The organism is Ureaplasma canigenitalium ATCC 51252, from assembly GCF_000712165.1.
Lineage (GTDB): Bacteria > Bacillota_I > Bacilli_A > Mycoplasmatales > Mycoplasmoidaceae > Ureaplasma > Ureaplasma canigenitalium.
On record NZ_KL544010.1, the window covers coordinates 181,263 to 204,616 of the forward strand.

The 23,354-nt window shown below is 31.7% G+C and carries 10 protein-coding genes; 3 read left to right on the plus strand and 7 right to left on the minus strand.

Annotated features, from left to right (window positions below):
- Window positions 1–36: 36 nt before the first annotated feature.
- Window positions 37–771 (minus strand): Vmc-like lipoprotein signal peptide domain-containing protein, encoded by a 735-nt coding sequence (locus tag T416_RS0102805; RefSeq protein ID WP_031489297.1) that lies wholly within the window; start codon window positions 769–771, stop codon window positions 37–39.
- Between the two features lie 131 nt (window positions 772–902).
- Complete coding sequence (rpsD, locus tag T416_RS0102810) at window positions 903–1,511, minus strand: 30S ribosomal protein S4 (protein ID WP_031489298.1); 609 nt, start codon at window positions 1,509–1,511, stop codon at window positions 903–905.
- Window positions 1,512–1,832: 321 nt separating this feature from the next.
- Here rpsD and T416_RS0102815 point away from each other — a divergent pair, with 321 nt between their 5' ends.
- The gene (locus tag T416_RS0102815) at window positions 1,833–3,470 is read left to right on the plus strand and encodes a hypothetical protein (RefSeq protein ID WP_169737244.1); all 1,638 of its coding nucleotides are present in this window, start codon (window positions 1,833–1,835) and stop codon (window positions 3,468–3,470) included.
- 30 nt (window positions 3,471–3,500) lie between these two features.
- On the opposite strand, the gene T416_RS0102820 is transcribed toward T416_RS0102815, so the two are convergent.
- The 5 genes from T416_RS0102820 to T416_RS0102840 all read right to left on the minus strand — a co-directional run bounded on the left by T416_RS0102820 (window position 3,501) and on the right by T416_RS0102840 (window position 13,802).
- A complete protein-coding gene (locus T416_RS0102820; protein ID WP_051675985.1) occupies window positions 3,501–4,418 on the minus strand; it encodes a hypothetical protein in 918 nt (305 codons plus the stop codon).
- The gene (locus T416_RS0102825) at window positions 4,405–5,193 is read right to left on the minus strand and encodes a hypothetical protein (RefSeq protein WP_031489301.1); all 789 of its coding nucleotides are present in this window, start codon (window positions 5,191–5,193) and stop codon (window positions 4,405–4,407) included. Before T416_RS0102825 ends, T416_RS0102820 begins: the two co-directional genes overlap by 14 nt.
- A 353-nt stretch (window positions 5,194–5,546) precedes the next feature.
- A complete protein-coding gene (locus tag T416_RS0102830) occupies window positions 5,547–6,044 on the minus strand; it encodes a hypothetical protein (RefSeq protein WP_031489302.1) in 498 nt (165 codons plus the stop codon).
- A gap of 424 nt (window positions 6,045–6,468) precedes the next feature.
- Window positions 6,469–13,236: a hypothetical protein gene (locus T416_RS0102835; protein ID WP_031489303.1), complete on the minus strand. Its 6,768-nt coding sequence runs from the start codon at window positions 13,234–13,236 to the stop codon at window positions 6,469–6,471.
- Between the two features lie 224 nt (window positions 13,237–13,460).
- Entirely contained in the window at window positions 13,461–13,802 is a 342-nt protein-coding gene (locus tag T416_RS0102840) for a hypothetical protein (protein ID WP_031489304.1), read from the minus strand.
- Window positions 13,803–13,989: 187 nt separating this feature from the next.
- On the opposite strand from T416_RS0102840, the gene T416_RS0102845 reads away from it, so the two are divergent.
- Both T416_RS0102845 and T416_RS0102850 read left to right on the plus strand, forming a co-directional pair.
- The gene (locus T416_RS0102845) at window positions 13,990–22,923 is read left to right on the plus strand and encodes a GA module-containing protein (RefSeq protein WP_031489305.1); all 8,934 of its coding nucleotides are present in this window, start codon (window positions 13,990–13,992) and stop codon (window positions 22,921–22,923) included.
- Window positions 22,924–23,034: 111 nt separating this feature from the next.
- Window positions 23,035–23,328 carry a hypothetical protein gene (locus T416_RS0102850; RefSeq protein WP_031489306.1) on the plus strand — a complete coding sequence of 98 codons (294 nt, stop codon included), beginning with the start codon at window positions 23,035–23,037 and terminating at the stop codon, window positions 23,326–23,328.
- Window positions 23,329–23,354: the final 26 nt, after the last annotated feature.

Sequence of the window (23,354 nt, forward strand, 5' to 3'; positions counted from 1 at the left end):
CCTTTTAACTGCTAGTTATAGTAATGATATTAGATTTTATTTTTCACCAATATATTTACTTTCACCTAATTTAAGATTTCCGTTTTCATCGAAATAAAAGTGTTGTGAGAAGAGTTCTGGAGTTAAGATGTTTTCCTTGTTTGGAAGAGTTAGAATAATGTGGATTGCGATGATGATGTCTAATTTGCTAAAGTCTACAAAATTCTTAAAATTTTGGATGTTAGCACTAACCTCTTTGGAGATTTGATCAAAGTACTTATCAGCTTCTTTTCTTGTTTTTTCGATTTGCTTAGTATATTGTTTATCAATAATTACTTTTCCATCTTTATCTACATTAAATTGATAAACTTCTAAGTTGGGAGCATTATTAACCTTGCTTTGAACTACCCCATTAATGATTTGTTGGAAAAGTGGACTTCCCATTACGGTTGGTTTAGCAAAAAACTTACCTTCTACCTTAGTTTTTTCTAATTCTTCAGGTTTAATTTGTTCTTTTAAATTTAAATCAATCTTTAAAGTTCCAACTTTATCTTCATTGTCTTTATCATCCTTAATGACTTCAACAATTTTATTATCATTAGGAAGTTCCTTTGCGATTTCGACTTGCGGAACTTTTTCTGAGATACCAAGTTGTTTAAGAGCAATTGCTGAGAAAACACTATTAATAATTTGCTCTGGTTCATTTAATGAACAACTCGCGACAATAGCAATAGTCGGGATTACTAATCAAGGAGATAGTAGTCCTATTAATAATTTTCATCTCTTCTTCATACTTCAACCTAATCTTAAAGTAAATGTTATTTAAGTATAGCAAAATGAGTACTACGCGGATATTTTTTCTTAGAGAAAATGAAAAAAAAAAAAAAAAATACCAAGGTTGTCCCCTGGTATTTCATAATCAATTACATCAATCGGTTGTATCATTCAACAACGTAAGCTTCGTTAATGTCCTTGCTTAATTCGTCACGTTCTGGTAAACGGGTAAACTTCGCAATTTTCTTTGTTTTATCAACAACTTCAATAAAGTCAGCAGGTTTGTTATTAGTATTCTTCACTAATGTTGAAAGAAGGATCGGTTCTTTTAGTGAAATCGTTGAACCAACTTCAACAAGAGCACTTGGAATGTTTGATTTCTTACCATTAACAAGGACATGGTTGTGGTTTACAAGTTGACGGGCAGCTCGTCTTGTTGGAGCAAATCCAGCACGGAATACTAATGAGTCAACACGTGATTCAAGAACTTGTAGTAAGTTAAGAGTAAGAACTCCACTACGTGACATCGCAACACGGTATAAACGACGGAATTGACGGTCGTTTAATCCATATAGGTACATTAATTTTTGTTTTTCTAGTAATTGTTGACCATAGTTTGACAACTTAACACGTTTATTCCCGTGTTGTCCAGGACCATAAGTTCTTTTCTTTCCTGTATTAAATTCTTTCCCGTTTTCAAGTAAACTAAAACCAAGATGACGAGATTTTTTAAAAACACTTCCTAAATATCTAGACATAATTTCCTTTCAAAATAATCAAAAAAATAGTTAAAACACCACATTGATTTTCAGTTAAAAAACACGGATTCCGTGTTTCAAAGACAGCATTGCTTTGCTTACTCTTTCATCCTCAAGGAATAAAAATACTACTTGATTTAGGGTTTACCTATTTTTATTGCTGTTAAAAATTAGATTTATTAACTTAAAGATTATACTTTAAAAAACCTTATAATTAATAGAAATTACATAATCCGTCTTTTTTCTATGAATTGGTACTTTACACTCGTCTTTATTCCCATTTTAATTGCTTTTTTTGGTTACCTTACGATTTATTTTAAAATGCGAAAAGCAATTAAACTTTTCCATTTTTACCGTCAAAATTACATTATTTATTATGGAAGAGTGAATAGTGTTTTTAATATGCACTATAAGGATAATAAAAGTTATTTCTTTACCTTAAATCATGTCTGTGGTAAAGAAATAAACAAGGTTCTTGGTGTAGTAAAAATCAATCTTGATGAGATGCATACATTATTAAAGAATATGCGCAGTCTTGCGAATTCCTATGCTGTCATTGCTTTCAAGAAGATTTTGAAAGAAACGATGAAACTTGACCAAATATTACGTGATCAAACTAAAATTCTTGATGAACTACTTTACCAATTTTGAAACGACTTCTATCGACTTGACCAAATTGAATATCGTCTTATTGCATTTAATAATGAAATCAACAACCTAAATAATAAGGTTAAAACTAAGTTTAATTACGAGTGTAAACGATGAATGACAAATGAACTTTGAATCATCGATCTTTTTGAGACAATGATGAAGGCAAAGATTAAAATGAACGGTAGTTTATATAGTGAACAAGTTTACCAAATTGCCCACCGAATTAGTAATAAGTGTTGAATCATTAATAACTTTAGTAATGTATTTAACCAAGTATTTAAGATTACAAACGCGAACAAAGAAAACATCAAGAACATTAACCAACAAACTTTCTTAACAGAAGAAGAGAAGAATGAAATTGTGAAATTCAATATTTCTTTTGAAAAGTATTTAAACGACACCTTAAACAACCTACTACAGATGACTAAATTCAAAACTATTAACAGCGACCTGTCGATGTTTATGAATCAATCGATCAGTTACTATAACATCTCAAGTAGTAACTACAAAGGGGCGTTACTTTACGAAAAATATCTTTATAAGTTTAAGGACGACTTTGAAGCTTTTCCATACCGGTTAGGGGAAATTAGATCAATCATTGTGAAGATTGACGAGGAGTTAAAATACTACTCATTTAATGACCTAAATGATATGATTCTTGGAGTCATTAAAAATGCTGATTTACTTGAAAAAAAGTTCATTAGTAAAGACTTGATTGGAAAAAATATGGACTTCATTAACCAATCCAAAATTTTTTATGAGCAATTTCTTAATTTCCTAAATGAAATTCACTCATTTATCGCAATATTAAAAAAATACAACAGTGATTATGGAAATCTTGTGCATGAGATTGTCGAACTCTTAAACTTAAAAAATCACCTCTTTAACTATCTTGAATCAATCAATCCAGGTCAAAATCGTGATTTACTTAACTCGAATTGACTCGAGGATGATAAAAAAGAAATCGATGAATATTTTCTCCGTTCAAAAAGTTTTGATTCAGAATTTGATGTTTCTTATATTACCGATTCAAAACACCATCTCCGATATGTAAAAACAATTCGTGAACGTTTAAGTTACATTATTAATTACCTTTTTAATAAAGATAGTCGGGTAAAAAGACTGTATAAGGAATTAATGAAGTTACTTGATTTTTATCAAGCCTCAAACGAAGAATATATGTTATATGAAATTAATTCATTTACAAATAGGGATGAAGTTTTAAGTAAGATGAAACAATTAATCAATTTTATTATCACAAAGCAAAATATGTACCTTAACAGTAAGAATACAACTAGCGGGCAATAGTGTGAAAAAGAAGGAAAAACTCCTTCTTTTTTAAAACCATTTCTCTTTTTCTTGCTCATAGAATTTCAAAATTCTATTAATATGCATCTGATACAATTCGTTAATTAAATCGGTGTTGGAAAAACCCCTTACCGATGTATTACTTTCTGATAACTTTGTAAAGTCAACCTGATTGATCAAATCAAGCAAATACTGGTTCTCTGTTTTAATAAACAGGTACTGACGGTTCGGAACTAAATCGTTGGGATTCCTGATTTTTTTTGAATAATCATAGTATCCTTGACGTACAACTGCGAAATTTCAACGGTACTTATCCTTATCAAAAAACTTCATTGTTTCCTTCGTGTTATTATGGGTATAAAGGGTAAGTCCGGGAAGGGTTTGAAAGTTATTGTTTCTTAAGCGATGATCGGTTAACCAGGTTTTAATATTCTTATTGGTTCAAATTTGAAAAACACATTTTACATTATATTCACGATCATTAACAATAAATGAATTAAAAGGTAACGATTCACTATAAATTAACTTAGCATCATGCTTAATTTGCTTCTGGGTTAAATACCGATTAAAGGTATTTGGCAAAATCATACAAACGATGTCAGCTAGCATAAGTGACTTATTTAAAAATTGAACCGCAAGGTGACATCTCTTACCAAATGGGGGATTAGTAATGACGATGTTCTTATTCTTATTAAAAAGAGAAAGATCAACACTAAGAAAATCAGCTTTTTTAATGAGTTTTTGACCTTTTGGTTCAAGATCAAAAGCAACACATTGTCGAGTAATATCAATTCCTCTTTTTTCAAAAGCACGAATGAAATTGCCTGTTCCGGCCGCTGGTTCAAAAATGGTAAATTGTTCTAGTTGAAACATTTCATCAATTTTTTTAACAAGATAATCAGCGATTCTAGGATTGGTGTAAAATTGATCTAAATTATTCTTCTTCATGCATCGCTAAATCCCTGAGAAATTGAAAGACATTCTCCCTCCATTCCATTTTTTCGGCGAAATCAAAAATACTTAATTTTTCATCATTACCAAATACGAATTCATTCTTACAGATAAAATCAGTTCTAATTTTAGGATATAAACCAAATGGGTTATAAGAAGACGGATCATTCTTCAATTCTTCATTTAAATTAGCTACTGCTAAATCTTCATTAAAGAAATCAAAATAACTATTTAAAAATTTTCTTGTTCCCCTTCCTATATAATCGCTACCTAGAAAAATAATGGGGTTGTGTTTTTCTGTGTTAGCATAAAGATAAATTGTGTTTTCTTTTGGGATATTACTGTTTCCCTTAGGTAAGGTAGCACTTTTTCTTTTTGTTGAAAACTTAATTTCGATAGGAAATATAAATTGACTAGTAAAAATTAAAAGATCTGGAAAATTTTGTTTACCATAAGGTTCGTATACATATCAGTTTAAATCACCGATATAATGACCAAAAGGATTTCGTATAACCTGGATGTTGTTTTTATCAAGCACCTGGTTATTCATTTTATTTATTAGTGATTCAAACACACTTTGGTCAATTTTTAATAAATTATTTAGGTAATCAATAGATTCTTCTTTTTTAAGACTCACCTTAGTAAAGGAGCCACCATCTAATTTTTTTAGAATAAAATGCTCAAACTCATCACCTGTATTACCGTTTTGTTTAGAATCTACAACCTTTTCTAGGAAATCAATAAAATTAGCCATACTTTTATCGCTAGACATACGAGCACCAACCAATAAACAATTTAATTAATGTATCATAGTTATATAAATAAACTTGTTTATTTATTAACAAGATAATTTATATTTTAATATCCTTAAACCTAAACAATGAGAAAAGCAACTGCAATCAAAAAAACAGTTCTTATGATTATCTAAGAATTTAAGTTTTACCCTAATTAATGAATAAATAAAATAATCCTTTGTCATCCAGGATAAAAAACTCAAGCTTTCTAATAGTTATAATATACTAAGGAACCATTATTAGAATACTAATTTATATTAAAATAACTGAATTTGATAATTAAAAAAATCTTACTTTCCTTCCTGAAAGGAATTTGTAAGATTTCATAATGCTAATTTTCTTTAAAACTAAGATCCTTCTTAATTAAGTGAAATTGCTCCCTTAGAATATCGTTAATTGATTTAAGAACAAGGTGACGATCATCGTGCATCTTTAGATATAAGTCTAATTTACCATCAAGAATGATACTACCTTCTTCATCAATTCATCCACTATTTATTGCTTCATTAAATAGTTGCTCGACATAAAAAGGAAAAACATAGTCAAGTAAAGTTCAGATTAGGATACTTAATAGGATAATACCGGAAACAAAACCGATGGAACTATAAATAAGTTTATGCTTTTTAATTTTTCGTTCAAGACCATATTTCGTTAACAGAGCAACTCCGACAAAGACATAAATAGCAAGAATACTACCAAGAACATATCCGGTTACCTTAGCACCGACAGCATAACATCGAAGAGCGGTAAGAAAAAATCCTACATCCATATATTCTCCTTCGACAATGGTATAGTGAAACAGGGATGAATCAATTGTGGTGGTAATCATTGATATTATTTCCTTTTATTATTAATAATCATTTATAAACTATTTCATAATGAGTATATTCGTCATTATTAGAGTTTTAAAGTGTTGGAGTTGTTAGACAAGATGTGATTAATCATCTCTAAGCTATTTTTTTCACATAAATAGATATGTCTACTAAGATAAATCCTTAATCAAAATTTAGTTTATATTTTATCGAAGATTAGCGAAGATGTTTAAGATTTTTTTACCATCTAAATATTTTCTAGTTTATTCCTTTTTTTCTTTATCCTATGGAAATAAAGTAGTTTAAATAAGAAATAAAGATTATTAATTAAGATGGTAGATTAAAGACGGAATTTTGCTATGAATAAACTATAAAAGGACTAAATAGTAAGAAAAAAGCTCACCACTAGTAAGCTTTTTCTTAATTTAGTAAATTAACAATTTACTTAGTTGTTGGGGGAGTTTGTTGTGCTGGAGCTGGCTTAGCTGGAGCTGGTGATGAACCTGATGGAGTAGGTTGAGCAGAACTTTGCGACATACCAGAAGCGGTGTTATTACTGCTATTTGATGAAGCACCGGCGCTTGAAGAAGAACTTGTACTTGGAGCACTTGGAGTTGTTGGAACAGTAGGTGTTGGAGCTGGAGCTGGTTCTTTATCTTTAATAAAGAAACCAAATGCCGCAACCTTACCTGCATTATCACCTGTAAAGTCAGCTTCGGTAGCATTTGTCTTGTCAACAATTTTATGAGACACATTAAATTTAGTATTTTCTTTATTTCAAATATCAAATAAATTTATATTTTGGAGATTGTTCTTTTCATCTTCGGTTAAAGTATGTTCAACACCGTTAATAACCGAGAATTGCACAACATTAGATCCTCAATAAAGAACTCTTAACTTAATTCATAAAATTACTATTTTGGCATTATCGTCACTGACAGCAGCTGTAAACAAACTTTCAGTTCGACTTCCTCATGATTCCTCTCTAGATCTTTGATTTATTCCTGCCACTTGAGTTTTGAACGATCATTTATAACGCATTTTTTGACTGTTATCACTTAATAATGTGGAACCAATTAAAACAGCACCAACTCTATTTGCTGTTTCCTCTTGAGTTTTTCTTTTGCTATCACTTGGATTAATACCAAATAAATTAAATGAAGCACTTGGTCTATAAGCACCATTAGAATAAAAATCTCCCTTTTGAATAGGAACTGTATTATTAATAACTTCTTGACTACTAAATAAAGTAAATCCACCTTCAATATTAGGATTGATACCTGTGAACACCTTATATTCACTACCATCCTTATTTACAGTAATTTTGTATTGAGTACTGTACTTTAAGTCATCTGATAAATCAGTTTCGAAGTATTTAGTGTCAGCATTAAATGTAAATTCAGTAGTTTTAGGTTCAAATTTATCTTTTTCCTTCGTTGGGAAGAAAATTGGATATTCAATCTTCACAGTATATCTTCCAGCAGGAACATTAAAGAATTTCAGTTTTCGGGTTTGATTTCCATCGTGACTTTCAGATTCAAGAAGGACACTAGCTTCTTGTCTTTGTGGGTTTGTAAAGCTTGTTTCGTCAGTTGTAATTAAATCTTTTTCTTTTGAAACAAATGAAATACCGGCAATTGCCGTTCCTGGACTATCAGGATTCATAAACTTAAATGTCGTGTGCTTCTTCGCACTCTTAACAAACTCTTCTCAAGATAGGTTATTTAAATCAAGGTTTCCATTATCATCAAGATAGTAAACGGTATCATCTAGCATCCCAAGAGCGGCTCCTTGTCCTTGACCAGCATCATTTAGGGTAAGTCGAAGACCCTTTATTGTATTGCCATCTCGTCAAATAAGACGTTTTGCTAACTCAAATTCTTTAAAGTATTTAGTGCTATAAGCATTTTGTTCATCTTCGAAAAGAATGATGTCATCGCTATTAAATGATATTCAGTTACGGTTAGTAACATCTTGTCCTGTAAATCGGATTCGTCCGTATTGTTTTAGAGTAGCGAAGAACTTCGCTCTAAGTTGACTATTGTATTCAAAACCGGTTTCGGTTGTATTGAAACGAGAATGTCCTAAACCTGGATAAATAGAAGGACTAATTAAGAAGTTAGCATTGAAAGGTAGAAGTTTATTTTCTTTTGCTAAATATTGATTGTATAGAACATCATAGTTAACTTCAGAACTATCATTAAAATCTCCATATTCAGCTTCTTGTTGTGGGTTATTTAGATGAATAAAGCTGATAGCAGTATTACCATTTGTTGAAACAATCTTCTCGTTTAAAGCTGGTGTTCCTTCTTGGTTAGAGTAACGAAGGATGTTTGGAATACTAAAGTCTCTAGTTCCTCGTTTTGCTGTTGTCGCTTTAAACTTAAATCCAGAGATATTAATATATCTATCTCCAGGGATTTCTCCATTGCTTTGGTTAACCAATCCAAGTGAAGATTTATAAATAAGCTTATGGTCAAGCATAGCATAACTAAATTCAGAGATACTTCTTCGACGGTCGATAAGTTCGGTTTTTTCCTTTGCTTCAAGAATTTGAACTTGGATGGTGTTACCAACAAGTCTAAATTGGAACTTAATCCCTTTTAGCTTCGCATTCTCACCAGTTTGGTTCGCGATATCAATAAAGATGTACTCGTAGACAAGCTTATCATTTTCCTTCTTATAGTAAACTTGTTGACTACCAGTAACAAGAAGACGGTGTCATCCGTAAGCATTGTTAGCTGAAACTTGAGTACCGTAAATTGCGATTTGTTCAAGTGATTTTTCAACTCGTTCTTGTCAATTATCCTTGTTCGCATAAACTTCTTGCAAGGTAGTTACCGGATATCAGTTATTTAGTTCATAATTACCTAGTGCTTTCACATTAGTGCTAACTTTTTGATCCCCACCTGATGTATAATTCGCACTAACATCAAAAGTATCAGAAGCAAGTGTTTTTTCAACATTGTTCTTATCATCTAATAAATCAATTTTATATTGATACGACTTAAGTAGTTCAAAATTATCAAAGTCTCAAATGAACTCCCCGTTATCACTGGTAAGAATAGTATCGTAAGTTGAAACTACTTGGTTAATACTCTTCTTATCTTTACCTTTACTTAAAGAGATTCGAATCTTTCTTCCAACATAGTCTTCAATATTGCTAAGTTGGACACGACGATACGCATCATCGATACTGAAAGTACGGAACTTAACTTCTTGCTTGTCTTTATTTGTTGCGAAAGTACCGTTAGCAAGTTTAGTGTTGTTATCCACATTAGCAAGAGAATATTCGTAATATGTTCCTTCTTTTAGTTTATCAATTTCAAAGACTATCTTGTTATCAACGATTTGGTAATCATAGTTAACATCATAAACATTAGTTTGATCTTGTTTCTTATAACTTAGATAAACTTTATTAGGTTCTGTAACGTTATTTAGATTATCGAATGTAATTGTTGCTTTAGTCTTATCAACTTTAATGTCAGTATTAACATTAAAGGTTGTAAATTGACCTTTTAAAATAGGATGGTCTGTATCGATAGAAATAGTAGGTTTTGCATCGGTTGCATCACGCTTAATGATGTCTGCTTTAACTGTACCTTTAACAAGACGGTAGTAGTATGTTTTTCCAGGTTGTAATCCACTAAACTTCAGGTTAATTAACTGAGCTTCGTTTTCAGATAATGCAACACCATATTCCTTGTATGTATTAAAATTAGCATCTTCTGAATATTGCATTCTTAGTACATCAAGAACTGTTTTATCTTGATCAGTATCTTTGCCACGTTTAGCAATACTATACGAACCTTCACGAAGGGTATATGATGGGTTAATTAACTTAACAATCGCATAGTCGTTTCCAACAATTGTTTCCTCACTTTGCGATTTATTAGTCTTAAAGATGTCTTCGTAACCAAGGATAACTTCATCTTTCTCGTTTACTAACTTAAACTTATAAGTAGTATTAGGGGTAAGATTGTTCTTAAGAACAAATTCAAGGTTACCTTCATAGGTAGCAAGGTTGATTTGGTTATCAATTGTAATTTCGTTTGACTCATTACTATATGAATCATCCGTACTATATTTAATCTTATATTTACCTTCCGGAAGTACCGCTTGACTACCTTTTAAATCAGCTAAGTTATACTTCATTATTGTATCCCCTAAAGTCTTATTTCTCAACTTAGGGATACTGCTTGTTTTAACATTATCTCGGGAAATAATCTTGTTTCCGTTACTATCGACAACGGCAAAGTTGTATTTAGTTCCTGGTTCAAGATTTTCAAAACCAACTGATGCTGTATTATCATCATTTACTATAACTTCTCCTGCAGAAGTTCAAGTTGATGGATCACCTTGTGCTTTAATATCATCAGCCTTAATATAGTATGCTTTCAATGTTGGATGGTCTGGTGTTGATGAAGCATATGCTTCAAGGTTTTGCAGTTTATATTGAACACTTCCTGTGTAATTACCGTTAGCATCTTTTTTAGCACTTAAAGCATTAACTGTGTCAGCATCAGCAACTTTAGGTGGGTTGTGATTTGGGATAAGTAGATCATCTTTCGAGTTAGTAGCAACAACATATTCTTGACCATTACTAACTATTGAAATTACAATTTGATATTTTTCTTTATTAGCAAATCAACCGTTAAATTGACCATCATTACCACCCGTAATATTTCCACGAATACTTATTACATCACCTTGATTACCATAAGTACTATATTTTTTAGTTCATTTCAGGTGACCGAAACTTAAATCATCTCCATTTTTAGGAGGAAACACCTTCGGTTGGATAGTAGTAAATTCTTCATATTGACGGTCATCTTGAATCTTTTGCGCTCGGAAGATCACATCAGGATTACCTGGTAGTAAATCCCTTAATTCTTGGACATTTTCAAGCATAAATCCAAAATTATTTGTGTTTGAACCAACAATTTTTAGTTTTTGAACTCTTGGAGTTGGTACATCTGGATTTTTAAGATCACGTTCTGCAATTTGAGTTAATTTGTTTGTTGTAGTTTCTGCTTCATACACTCTAATCTTATAAACACCGTCTTTGTTAAGACCACGAAGTCATTGTTGACCATTATCAAGGTGTCCATCTTCAGCAACTTCACCTGTGAATGATTTAACATTATCGTTTTGATAGGTAGCATCATTCACTTTCGCAAGTTCTTCTTCAGTCCCAATTTTCACATGAACAGTTTTACCTTTATATTCGTCAAACCCTTCAAGGACAGGATAAATATCAAAAGTACTTGTTAATGCACTTTTTGCTTCATGCTTAACTCAAATTGTTTTCTTTTGAGCTTCAGTTGTAAATGAAGATTCAATCGTAACTTTATCATCTTGACTAATTGAACCAAAGAAAGTTGAACGAGTTTCACCAGGAATCGTGCTCTTAAACTCAACATCGCCTGATGCTACATCGATTTTAACATTGTAAGTAGTATTTGGTCTTAAATTGTCAAGGTTAACCTCAATTTTACCATCTGCAACTGTCTTTGAAACACTAGTTATTTCATCTGACCCATCAGTGTATTTTAGAGTTAAATTCTTACCATCAAGAGAACTTAAATTTTTAACAATAAGTTGCTTTTCTGTGTTTTTAAATTCCACTTCAGGAAGATTATAGTTAATCTCAAATGTTCTAGTTACAACATTGTCTTGATAATCATTAGTTAGCCCATTATTATATGACACTTCAAAAATATAAGGAGTGTTATCAAGATTTTCAATTTGCTTTGTAAAGAACTTTTTATTCTTGTTTAAGATATCTTGTTTTGTAATAAGGATAGATTCGGTTAAATAGTCTTTTGGGCTATTCTTAGGATAGTATTTAATGTTAATCCGGTTAGGGATAAGTTTAGTACTACCATCTCCTTCAAGGAGACCAAAAGTGTTCTTAACAGTGACAAAAACACCATTAAAAAGTCTATTTTCAACAGATATTAGATTGCTTTCTTTATCTTCAAAGGCATTTTGATCATCACTTGGTTTATTAGTATTTGAAGCAATTCCAGTTTTAAATGATCCTTGTGCTATCTTTTCGTTCTTAGAATCAACTAGACTTCAAAGGTAGTTAGAATCTTGTTCAAGACCATCAATTACACTTTGACCATAAGATAAATCACTGATTAATTTATGAGTAACAATAGCATCCTTTTCTGTTGTATCTCCGATTTTATGGTATTTTAATGTCACTCCTTGATATTGATTGTCAATTTTCTTTGAAACACTGCTATCTTTAAAAGTAATAATCGCCTTAGTTGATGTAACTGTTGATTTGGATAAATCAAAACTTAGTGTTTGCTTTGTTCTAAAGTCAACTTGACTTAGAATAACACTACTTGAACCATTACTTCCAGCTTTCTTATAAAGGAGTTGAGCTTCATAATCCTTGTTTTGACCTAAATCAGAAAGATCAAGTTGACCCTTGTCAAACCCAGGAATATCCTTCACTTTCTTCTCAGTTCAAGCACCCGCTTGTTCTTTATCTCTATATCTTATATATAATTCTTCTTGATCAATGTTTTTACCAAGGTTATCAAGTTTAATATTAAGTCCATCTTTTGTTTCAACTTTGATTGTAGGAGCTTTTAGTGTTTTAAAAGATGCTGTATCTTTTTTTCCTTGTTCAAAGGTTTGGTAATCATTTTCATTCTCGTACTTCACTTTGAATTCGTATGTATTATCAAAACCTAAGTCGTCCGTGAAAGTAACTTCAACTTTTCCACCATTAACAACATCGGTTGAAGTAACTTTTTTATAGTTTAGATTTGTACCAAGCGGTTTATATTCAATTTCAATTTTTTTACCTTCATCTTTTAAGCCATAAAGGATAATCTTATCAGATTCTTTACCAGCAAGATATGAATAAACAACATTATTTACTTGTGGAGTTTCAAAATTAAGTGGGGTTGCTATCTCCGTTTTTTCATTCTTCTCTTTTAGATAGAATTTAGCAACATACTTCGTTCCAGGTACAAGTGGAAGGTTCTTGTCCTGTAGGTTAATTTGACCATTACCTGAAATAACAGGAAAATCTTTACCATTGATGGTAATCGGTGCTTCGTTCGGTTTTGATGCATTCTTAATCACAACTTCAACATGATCAAGTTCACCTTCAAATTGCTTTAACGAAGAAAGACGGATGTTCGCATTTGTCGCACTAAGAACACTAGCGAATAATTGCGGCATCTTTTCTGTTTTTTGATCAAATGATGAAACTTTTTGACCTTCATATAGAAACTCAAGAGTATACTCACTATTTTCATTTAACCCACTAAATGTAAGTTGAGTGCTGTCATTATTAATAGTGAAGGTCTTAGTTTCTTTTTCTTTACCAGTCTTTTTATCAACTAGTTTAACTTCTACCTCTTTCCCGTGGTGTTCCTTATCATTTAAATTTGAAACATCGAAAATTAATGAGTTAAAGCGTGCACTGTGAAGAACTGCATTAGGTTTAAAGGTAATAGGTGTAGAAGATTCCCCCCCCCGTGATTTCCGCCATTAGGATTTGATGGTTTTTGTTCTGTTTTTCCATCATCCTTCATTTCCGGTTTCATTTCCGGTTTTGTATTTGGTTTACTCGTGTCCCCTAAATGGTCAGAACCTGGTTGAGTATTTTGACCAATTTTTCTATTTCCTTTTTGTTGAGCGAGAGGAATTGCGACCCCCGCAGCAATCGCACCAACGACCAGTAAGGCGATGACCGAAATGGCGGCTATTCGTCCTTTTTTATTCTTTTGATTTGTATTTTTCATACAAACTCCTTTATCAAAAATCAAAGTAAAAAAATGTTTTTAAATTATATAAGAAAAAAAATTTAGAAATACAAAAAAAAAAAAAAAGAGCGGGATTGTATAATAAAGACAGCTTATATGTGTCAAAAATAACTAATAAAGCTACCTAAAAAGCACCAATTATCAAAATCGTTGGAGAGATTTTAGTATGAAACCAAAAAAGAAAAAACTTATTGCCACATTAATGACCGTTTCAAGTATTGCAGCCGCTTCCGCAGCAGGATATTTGCTTTACCGTTATTTTAGTTTGACTGATAATAATCTTCTTAAAGAGATTAACGACTTAAGCTTAGTTGTTGTCAATGACTATGATAACTTAAAAAAGGATATCTCCAACCGGGATTACCTTAATCACGCAAAAGAAACATATACTAAAGCAAATAATCTTCTCGGTAAGAACAAAAACATCAAAGACGAAACTATTCGAAACGCTCTTGATATTTTAAGTCAAAATATGGAACGTTTGAAAAATCTGATCGATGAATCTGATAAGATTTTGAATCCAAAGAAAGACGAAGTCCTAAAACTTCTTGACCTTCTTTCTGATACTAACCAGAAGAAAGAGGAAATAAGAGCGATTATTAACAATCCTGATGCATCTTCTTCCGATTTAAAAAGAGCAACTGATTTAATCAAGGAAGCACTAGCTGAAGCAAAAAGACAAGTAGAGGAAAAACTCAACCTTCTTTCTGATGGTGAAACGAAAGATGATTTTGCAAACAAATTAAATAAGGATGGATTGTCAGAACAAGAGTATATCGACATTAGCAATCAAATTGATCAATATCTAAATAATAAGAAAACTGATGCTCTCGCTCAAATTAATAAACTAAAAGATAATACGGAAAAGAAAAATAACTTAATCAAACAACTCGAACAAAAGGACCTTAGTGAATCAAATATCAAGCACATAAAGGATGAAGCGAAAAAGGTTCTCGATGATATTAAAAAAGAAGCACTTCCTGAAGTTAATAAAATTCTTGAAGGTAGTGAAAAATTAAAAGACATTGTAGATTTAATCAACAATGAAAATGCTAACCAAACTGATATCGAGAATGCAGTGAACAAAGCTCACGATATTATTAATAATTTTAAAAAAGACATTAACAATGAAATTGACCAACAACTCAGTGATGAAAAGATTAAAGAAAGTCTAAAAAATCAAGTCGAAAAAGCATCTAGTGTTGGTCAGGTGTTAATTGTCGAAGAAAAGCTAAAACTAGCTTTAAAACTGGATGATTTAATTGATCAAGACAAAAAACAGGAACTATACGACAAAATAAGTCAATTACCAATCGACGATCCTTTAATTAAGAATAAATTAAAGGATCTTGCTTCACAAATTGATGATGTGAAAAATAACCAGTACGATGAACAACTTGATCACCTTGTTGATCAAATTAAAAAACTTCCATATCCAGGTGGGGAACAAGCGACTGCCATCTCCGAACTTGTTAAGAAGGTTAGTGAGATAAGAAGTGATGCTTCACTATCAAAACAAGAACAATACGAACTAGCAAAAGTAAGAATCGGTCAAGACCTTCCTACTTTTATTTTGAAGATTAACGAAGCGAAGGAAAAAATCAAAAAACTAAGTCCTGATTCAGGAAAAACAGCAAACGAACAACTTGATGCTACATTCCTTCTTAATCGTGATATTAATTATCCAAACCGTTCATTCCCTGAATTAGATGAAGCTTTAAATAACCTTCTTAGTCGTGACAAGGATAACATCAAACACCTAATCGAGGGGGCTGGTAATCAGAAACTAAGTTTTGAGGAAATCGATAAACTTAAAAAACTAGTTGATGATCCTAAAACAGATAGCTACATGAAAATGCTCGACATTGTTGAACAAACCAAAATTCTTGTCGAAAAGAAGGGATTGGAAGAAAAAGCAAGAGCAATTAACTATCCTGGTGGCCCATCAAGTACTGCGGTGACTGAATTAATTCGTCAAATATACACTGAAGACGAAAATAAAATTGACTCCAAAGAAAAAGTTGAAGCATTTAAGAAGAAACTTGATGAACTTTCAAACAAAGTTGATGAAGCAATTGATGCCATCAACAATGTTGCTGTTGACAAACAAACTGCACTGCAGGATAAACTAAACAAAGCATATGAGATAACTGATGTTGAAAAAATCATCAACGAAGCGAAAAACGAAAAGCAGGTTGATGATTTAAAACAACTTAAATCACTTCTTGATGGGATTGTAGACAGTTTACCTTATCCTGATAGTAACGCAAGTGCTAAGACTGAAATCAAGAACTTATACAAGGATAGTACTGACCTAAGTTTTATCAACGAACTTAAAAATAAAATTACTGATCCAAATACCGGTCTTGCGAAGAAAATTAATGATGCAAAAGGGAAAATTGAAAAACTTCCAAAGGATAAACAAGAACAACTTAATAACCTTCTTAACAGTGCGAACACTGATGAAGAATTTAGCAATCTCGATACAGCAATAAAGAATGCTTTAAGTAAAAATAAAGATGACAAGAAAAAAGTCATTGATGGTCTAACAGGATTAACTACTGAGCAACAAAATGAACTAAAAACGGAAATTGATAATGCTCTTACATCCGATGAAATTGACCGCATTATCGATAAAGCAATTCTCCTTGAAAAGATTGAACAGATAAAGAAGGTTATCACTCCAAACGACTATGCTCTTGCTAATGATCCGGAAGTTAAAAAGATCATTGATGAAACAATCAATAATCTAAAGACATCTATTGATGGGATTGCAAAAGATCAAGTTGAAAATAAGAAGAATGAAATTGACGGATTAAAGGAAAAACTGGCTAATCTAAAGAACGAAATCGAAGGATTAACAGACAAGGATGTCCTTGAACTTGACCAAACTAAAAAAGAACTTGCAAAACAACTTGCTCGCGATATGGACGACGCTGGTATTAATGACACTAAACTTTACATTAGAAAAGCGAAGTTAAAGAAACAAGCAAGTGAACTTGATTATCCAAACAAACCTAATACTTCAGCAAACCGTAAACTTAATCGTCAAATTGAAGATGCGACAGAACATAACATTAGCGATGTTGAAAATTTAATTAAAGGGTTGCCGGAAAAAATCAAAGAAGCAAAATCTCTTATTAATGCTGTTTCGTCATCAGGTCAAGACAAAGATGGAAAACGAACTAAAGACCTTAATGATCAACTAAATCGTGCAGTTACTGATGATGACTTTACTAACTTAAAGTTAAATATAGAAAAGGCCAAGAGTCAAAACGAACATGAATATAAACAAGATTTACAACGAAGATTAAAGGAACAAGTAGACGGTCTTAACTATCCGATTCCAAGTACTGGTGGAGAAGCCCCTGCTAAAACAAAACTAAAGCAAAAAATTGAAAGTGCAGATACTGCTACCCTTGAAAATTTCAATGAAGTAATTAATAACTTATCAGAAAAGATAAGTCATGCACGTACTGAAATTTCTAAATTATCTCCAAAAGATATTGAAACAGCAAACACTGAATTATCAAGTGCTTCAGAGGATGCTGACTTCACAAAACTTGAAAACTCAATCAAGTCATTAAAAGAAAATGAAAATGTTGAAATAAGCACAAAAATAGCTACACTCGATGAACTTACCCACGAAGAACAAGAACAACTTAAAAAAGAAGTTGAATCTGCTAATACCTACCAAGATAAACTTAATGTTCTTGAAAAAGCACGTGCTCAACACCTTAATAAATTCATCGACAAGTTACCTTACCCAAGTGATCACGGTCGTGCTAAACAAATGCTCAAAGCAGGGGTTGTAAGTGCGAACAAAATTGAAGACAATAGTTTCAAAACACAAGTTGATAATCTAAAGAAACTGAAAGCTGCTATTGAAAATGCTAAGAAACGGATTGCTGATCTTCCATTTACTGAAAACGACACTCCTGGACGAAGACATTTAAATAATCTTTTAGATAATGCTACAGAAGAAAATGAAATTCAAAACATTGCTCCTGAATCTCTTAAAAATAGCATTCAAAAATATAAAGAACTCATCACAAAACAGGATGATTATCCAATTCCAGATACATACCAAAACCTTCTTTTAAAGAACCGTCTTGACCACCTACCAACTGGTGATGAAAACGAACTCAAGAAACAAATTTACGAAACAAAACGAATCCGTTCTGCTGAAGCTGTTATTAATAATTTAAGCAACTTAAGTGCACAACGTCGAGAACAACTAAAACAAGCAATTCCAGTTTGAACAGATAGTGATAATAGTCTAACACCAGAACAACTTGAAACTAAATTCAACGAGATTACCAAGAAAATCATTGACGCTATCCACGAAGACCTTAATGCCAAAGTTGATGCCATTCCATATCCGGATCGTTCTTCAGCTGAAGCAACTAAAGCTAAAGAAAACATCAAGAACCGTATTAAAGCTACTACAACTAAACAACAAACCAATGCAGAATATAGCAAAATTAACGAACTTATAAAAAAGATTAACGAACTTAAAATAGAAGCTTCAACCATTGCAGATCAAACGGAAAAGAATGAAATTAATAAGTTAATTAACAAGATGGAAGATGCTTCAAATGCTGATTCTATCCACCTTGCTATCATCCGTGCTAAAGGTAAGGATGCTATCAACAACATTAGTAACCTTGATGCTAATGAAAAAAATACATTAAAAGAAAAAATCGCACAAGCCGCTGACCAAGCTGCTATCAATACAATCATTGAAGAAGGTCGTCTTCTTAGTCAATTTAACCTTCGTAAACGTCAAATTGAACAAGTGATTGATGAAATCCCTTATCCAGATAAAAACAGTTCAACTGCTCAAGCTTCCATTAAAAATCTGAAAGATCAAGTCAAAGCTCTTCAAAACAATAAAACTGACATCGATAATCTAGATAAAAAAGTTAAAGACCTAAAAGCAAGTGTTACCACCCTTGTTGGTAAACTAAATAATATTCCATATATCAAAAACGATAGTAGCAAACCAACTGTCGGATTAAATAAGATTAAAGAAAAGATTAATGGATTAACCGATGCATCTAGTGCTTCGAATGTCCTAGATGATGCTTTCATTACTAAAGTTGGCAAATACAAAACAATCATCGAACGGACATATCAAAACAATAATACCTTAAAGAACGAATTCCTGAAGAAACTAAACGAAGTTGTTCCTGATAACTACAACGGAAATGGTGACTACAAGTTAAGTCAACTTGAAAATGAACTACTAAGTCGTCTAAAACAAGATGCTCTAAGTGCTTTCGATGGAATGTACCATCTTGATAACACAAGGAAAGATGCTCACAAAAAGAAAATTAACGATATCCAAATTCCTAAGAACCTTGATCAATACCAACATGAAGTGGTAGATAAGATTGATCAATACCTTGTCGATGCCCGTAAAGAAAACTATGGTAACTTTATTGATAAGTTACCTTACCCATCAGGAAGTCAATACCAAACTAAGGTAACTGAAACAAAAAATCACTTCAAGAATCAATATGTTAATACTATTAACAAACAAACTAACATTACTAATTTAGAGACTACATTAAACGACATCAATACAAAAGTAACGAATGTTAAACAAGCCATCTCTAGCATTTCTGCAAGTGAAAATGGTACCGCTATTGACAAGTTTAACAATCTATTTGCTGAAGCGAATGATGTTAATAAACTTAATAATGTTCATCAATTAGCAAGTAACTACAAAACGAATGCGGATAAACTAAATGCGATTGTTGATTATCCTAGTGATGGTGAAAATACTACTGACCTTGCAGCAGCTAACCGAGCTCTAAACGAGTTAAAAAACACTCTAAGAACTAAATTAGTTAATGCAAATACAGTCCAAGCGCAAAACGAAGTCGGTAAACTAATTGATGCGGCGGTTTCACTTTATACTGAAACTAAGAAGTTTAAGGGTGATATTCTTGCCTCTGTTAATTTTATTAATGATGCAAAAGATAAGAATAGTGTTAGTGATATAAACAATATTAAGAATAAGATTCAACCATATAAAGAACAATTAGATCGATTCTGAACAGGTGATAAGGGAAATGAACTACGATCTTATAAAAATCAATGATTCGCATCAAGTGCTAGCAAAAATCCTGATAACCGGTTCGGTACCTATGAACAACTTCTTCACAAACTTAGAACAAGAAATAATGCGGATGAAGTAAAACATATTGTGGATGTAGAAGTTGAACAATATAAAGCTAATCATGCATTCCACCATAAATACCATCAAGAAAGTAATAATATTCCTAAAATAGTTAAGGATTCATTACTTGAACTCATACTCCATGCTCCAGCAAATGCGACAAAAGCAGAAATGGATGAAATTACTAAATATCTTGGTCAAAGACAGGAATCTGGTGGAAGTGTCACATCCGGTTTCTACCTTGATGCGAAGCATTTACTAGATAGAATCGGAACAACTGGTTCAGAATCAAATAAAGCACACTTTAAACCAATTTTTGATGATCTTGGAAAACCATCAGGTGGACAAAACTATGATGTTAATATTCGATCAAAAATTGATAGTTTAAGAAGAGATATTAATGAATTTATTCCTAAATTAACTGAAGCAAAAAATAAGGTTGCTGAGTTTAAAAATGCATATACAGATGACCCTAAAGCGACTGAATTTGAAACAAAACTAGGACAAGTTGTCGTTCTTAACACTAATGGTAACCAACTTGGGGCAAATAACTTAATAACTGAAGTTAATAACTACAAGAAATTACTTGATGACGAAAAGAAAGCTATTAACGATATCATTGATAATCTGGGATATCCAAATCCTAATTCAACTGATGCAATGAAAAACATCAACGACTTTAAAGCTAAAGTGGCTAATGCAAAATCAAAACAAGCGCTTGATAGTCTTAAAACTGAAATGACTAATCTTAAGAATAAAATTGCATCTTTTAAAACCAGAATAACTAAGATTCCATATGTCGCAAACAAAACTAAAACTGCTATTGAATATTTTAATCAAGTTCTAAATAAAGCAACAACAGCGGCTTATGTCGATAGTATTCTTCCGTCTGACTGAGAAGAGAGAATAACAAAATATAAAAATATCATCAATGATCAAGATGGAATACTTTCATCTTCGGACAAGGAAAATCTTCTTACAAGACTAAACCAAACAGTTCCATCAACTTTAACTGATAACACAACTACCTTCCCTGTTGGGGATTATAAGGAAAATAATTTAGTAAATGAAATCATCAGTGAGTTTAAAAAAGGAAGTCAAAATGTTTTAAATAATCTAAGTAATTTAAAACAACATAATCAAACTGAATACAATAAAAAAGTAAATGAACTAAATAGTATCCAAAGCGGTTCATATGATTCAACAAACATTGATCAAGTAATCAATAAAATTAAGAAAATTACTAACGATGCTTTTGAAGAGAACTACAATTGATTTGTTGATCATAATCTTAATTATCCAAAAGAATCGCAATATCAAAACGATGTAAGTCAAACTAAACAAAGAATCAAAAATCACATCATTAAAGGAAAGAAATATAAGGATAAAAGTAGTGTCGAAACAAGATTAAAAGCCATTAACAATACTATCCAATCTCAACTTCTACCAGTACTTAATGCTGTCGAAAATGTATCAAATGCGGATGGTGGACAAAGAGTTAAGTATACTCGTGAATTTGCACAAACCGATGACACTGGACTTCTTGCACTTAGTGAAAAAATTAAAGAATATAACATCGCTGTCAATGATTTAAGAGCAATTCACCTTGAAGCAGATAAAATGGATTTAAAAGCACGTCTTTCTGCTTCAAATACGAAGGATGAAATAACAAAAATTAGAAACGATATAACTAAACGGAAAGCAGATATTGCTGCCGCTAAAGAAGAAGCTCAAAAAGCTGTTAACGAAATCCCTGTTCATAACGACTCGGTTTCAAGAGAACTAAAAGATAAATATCTTGCTCGTTTAAAACATCCAGATAATGTACCATTATCTGAATTACAACTAATTGCAAGAGAAGCAAAACTTGAAAAACTACGGTATGAAGCTCGTGATTATCTTGATAGATTAATCGTTAAACGAATTAGTAATCCGCAAGATATCAATTATCAAATAGTTAACCCTGTCTATAAAGATTTCTTGGATAGATTAAATAATACAGCTACATCTAGTACACCCGAAAGAATTAATGAAATAAGAAACGAAATTCATCAGGAATTTTTAAAAGATAAAGAGAAAGTGCTTCAACGTGTAAGAAAGGCATTACTTGAAGATGCACCTAAAATTTATCCTTCAAAAGGTAGAAATGGTAAATCTAGTGTTTTTGCTGAAGAAGAATACTTTAAATGATTCGAGAAAGAATTAAAGAAGAAAGACGACTTCCGCGGAGTTTATAGTCTCGAAGTTGACTTTATCTTAGGACGTTATCAACAATCTATCCGGATACGTTCTGTGATTAAATCAATGATTGCAACACTCGAAAGTGCTCGTTTTAGAAATAAATATAGAAACCTATACGATAATAGTCAATTGCAAAGAGTTGAAGAATACACTCGATTAATTAAGGAATATGCTGAAACTTATCAATTTAACGAACCTTCAAGAAACGATAAGGACACCGGTTTTAGTTTATTTGACTTCTATCGTACCTTAAAGAACTATCTTTGAACTCATCAAGGTGTTGAATATACAAGAATTAACGAAGACATTCGAATCTTATTCAGTCTAGCTTCACAAGTAAGATCACCAGACACACAAACTCCTCCAGCAAATGATACTAATGCTAATGTAAACGATAAAATTAGTCGTTCAATTATGACCAAGGTATTTGTTCAAATTAAGGAAAATATGCTAGGTAATAATCCGCAATATACACGTGACCAAGCATATAAACTAATTAACGACCTATACTCTAAAACAATTAATACTGAATCTACAAGTACTTATATTAAGTTAAAGAATCTTAAAAATGATAGTACTTTCGGTAACCTAATTAACGGTTCTGGTAGCGACGGTTTCCTAAGGGATGCTGAAGTCTACGATGGTCTTAGATTAACTCCAAAGAATGTTTAGAAACTAACCTGACCCTAAAAAAACACATCCAATCGATGTGTTTTTTTAGTCATTTAAATCGGTCTTTCTAACTAAGAATTAGGATCACCCCAAAAAATGGACACTTATTAAATGAAAAAAGTAGATTTTTTAATTTATTATAAGGCACACAAAAAGGGGTTAGAAATTGATGATATTGTCGAGGAATTTAAGGTTAATAAAGAGTTTCTTTTATATAAATTTCAGCTAATTGACTATCACGGTAAAAAATGGTCTGGAAATTTAAAACTATCGTGAAAATGAGATCACATTAAATTCCGTCTAATTAAAGAATACGAAAAGACTGGTTTTGAATATAAAAAGTTATTTATAGTTAATGGAATTTACAATATAACTCCCTTAGTAAATGACTTAGGGAATTTCTAATATTAGAAAAAGGCATACTTTAATAA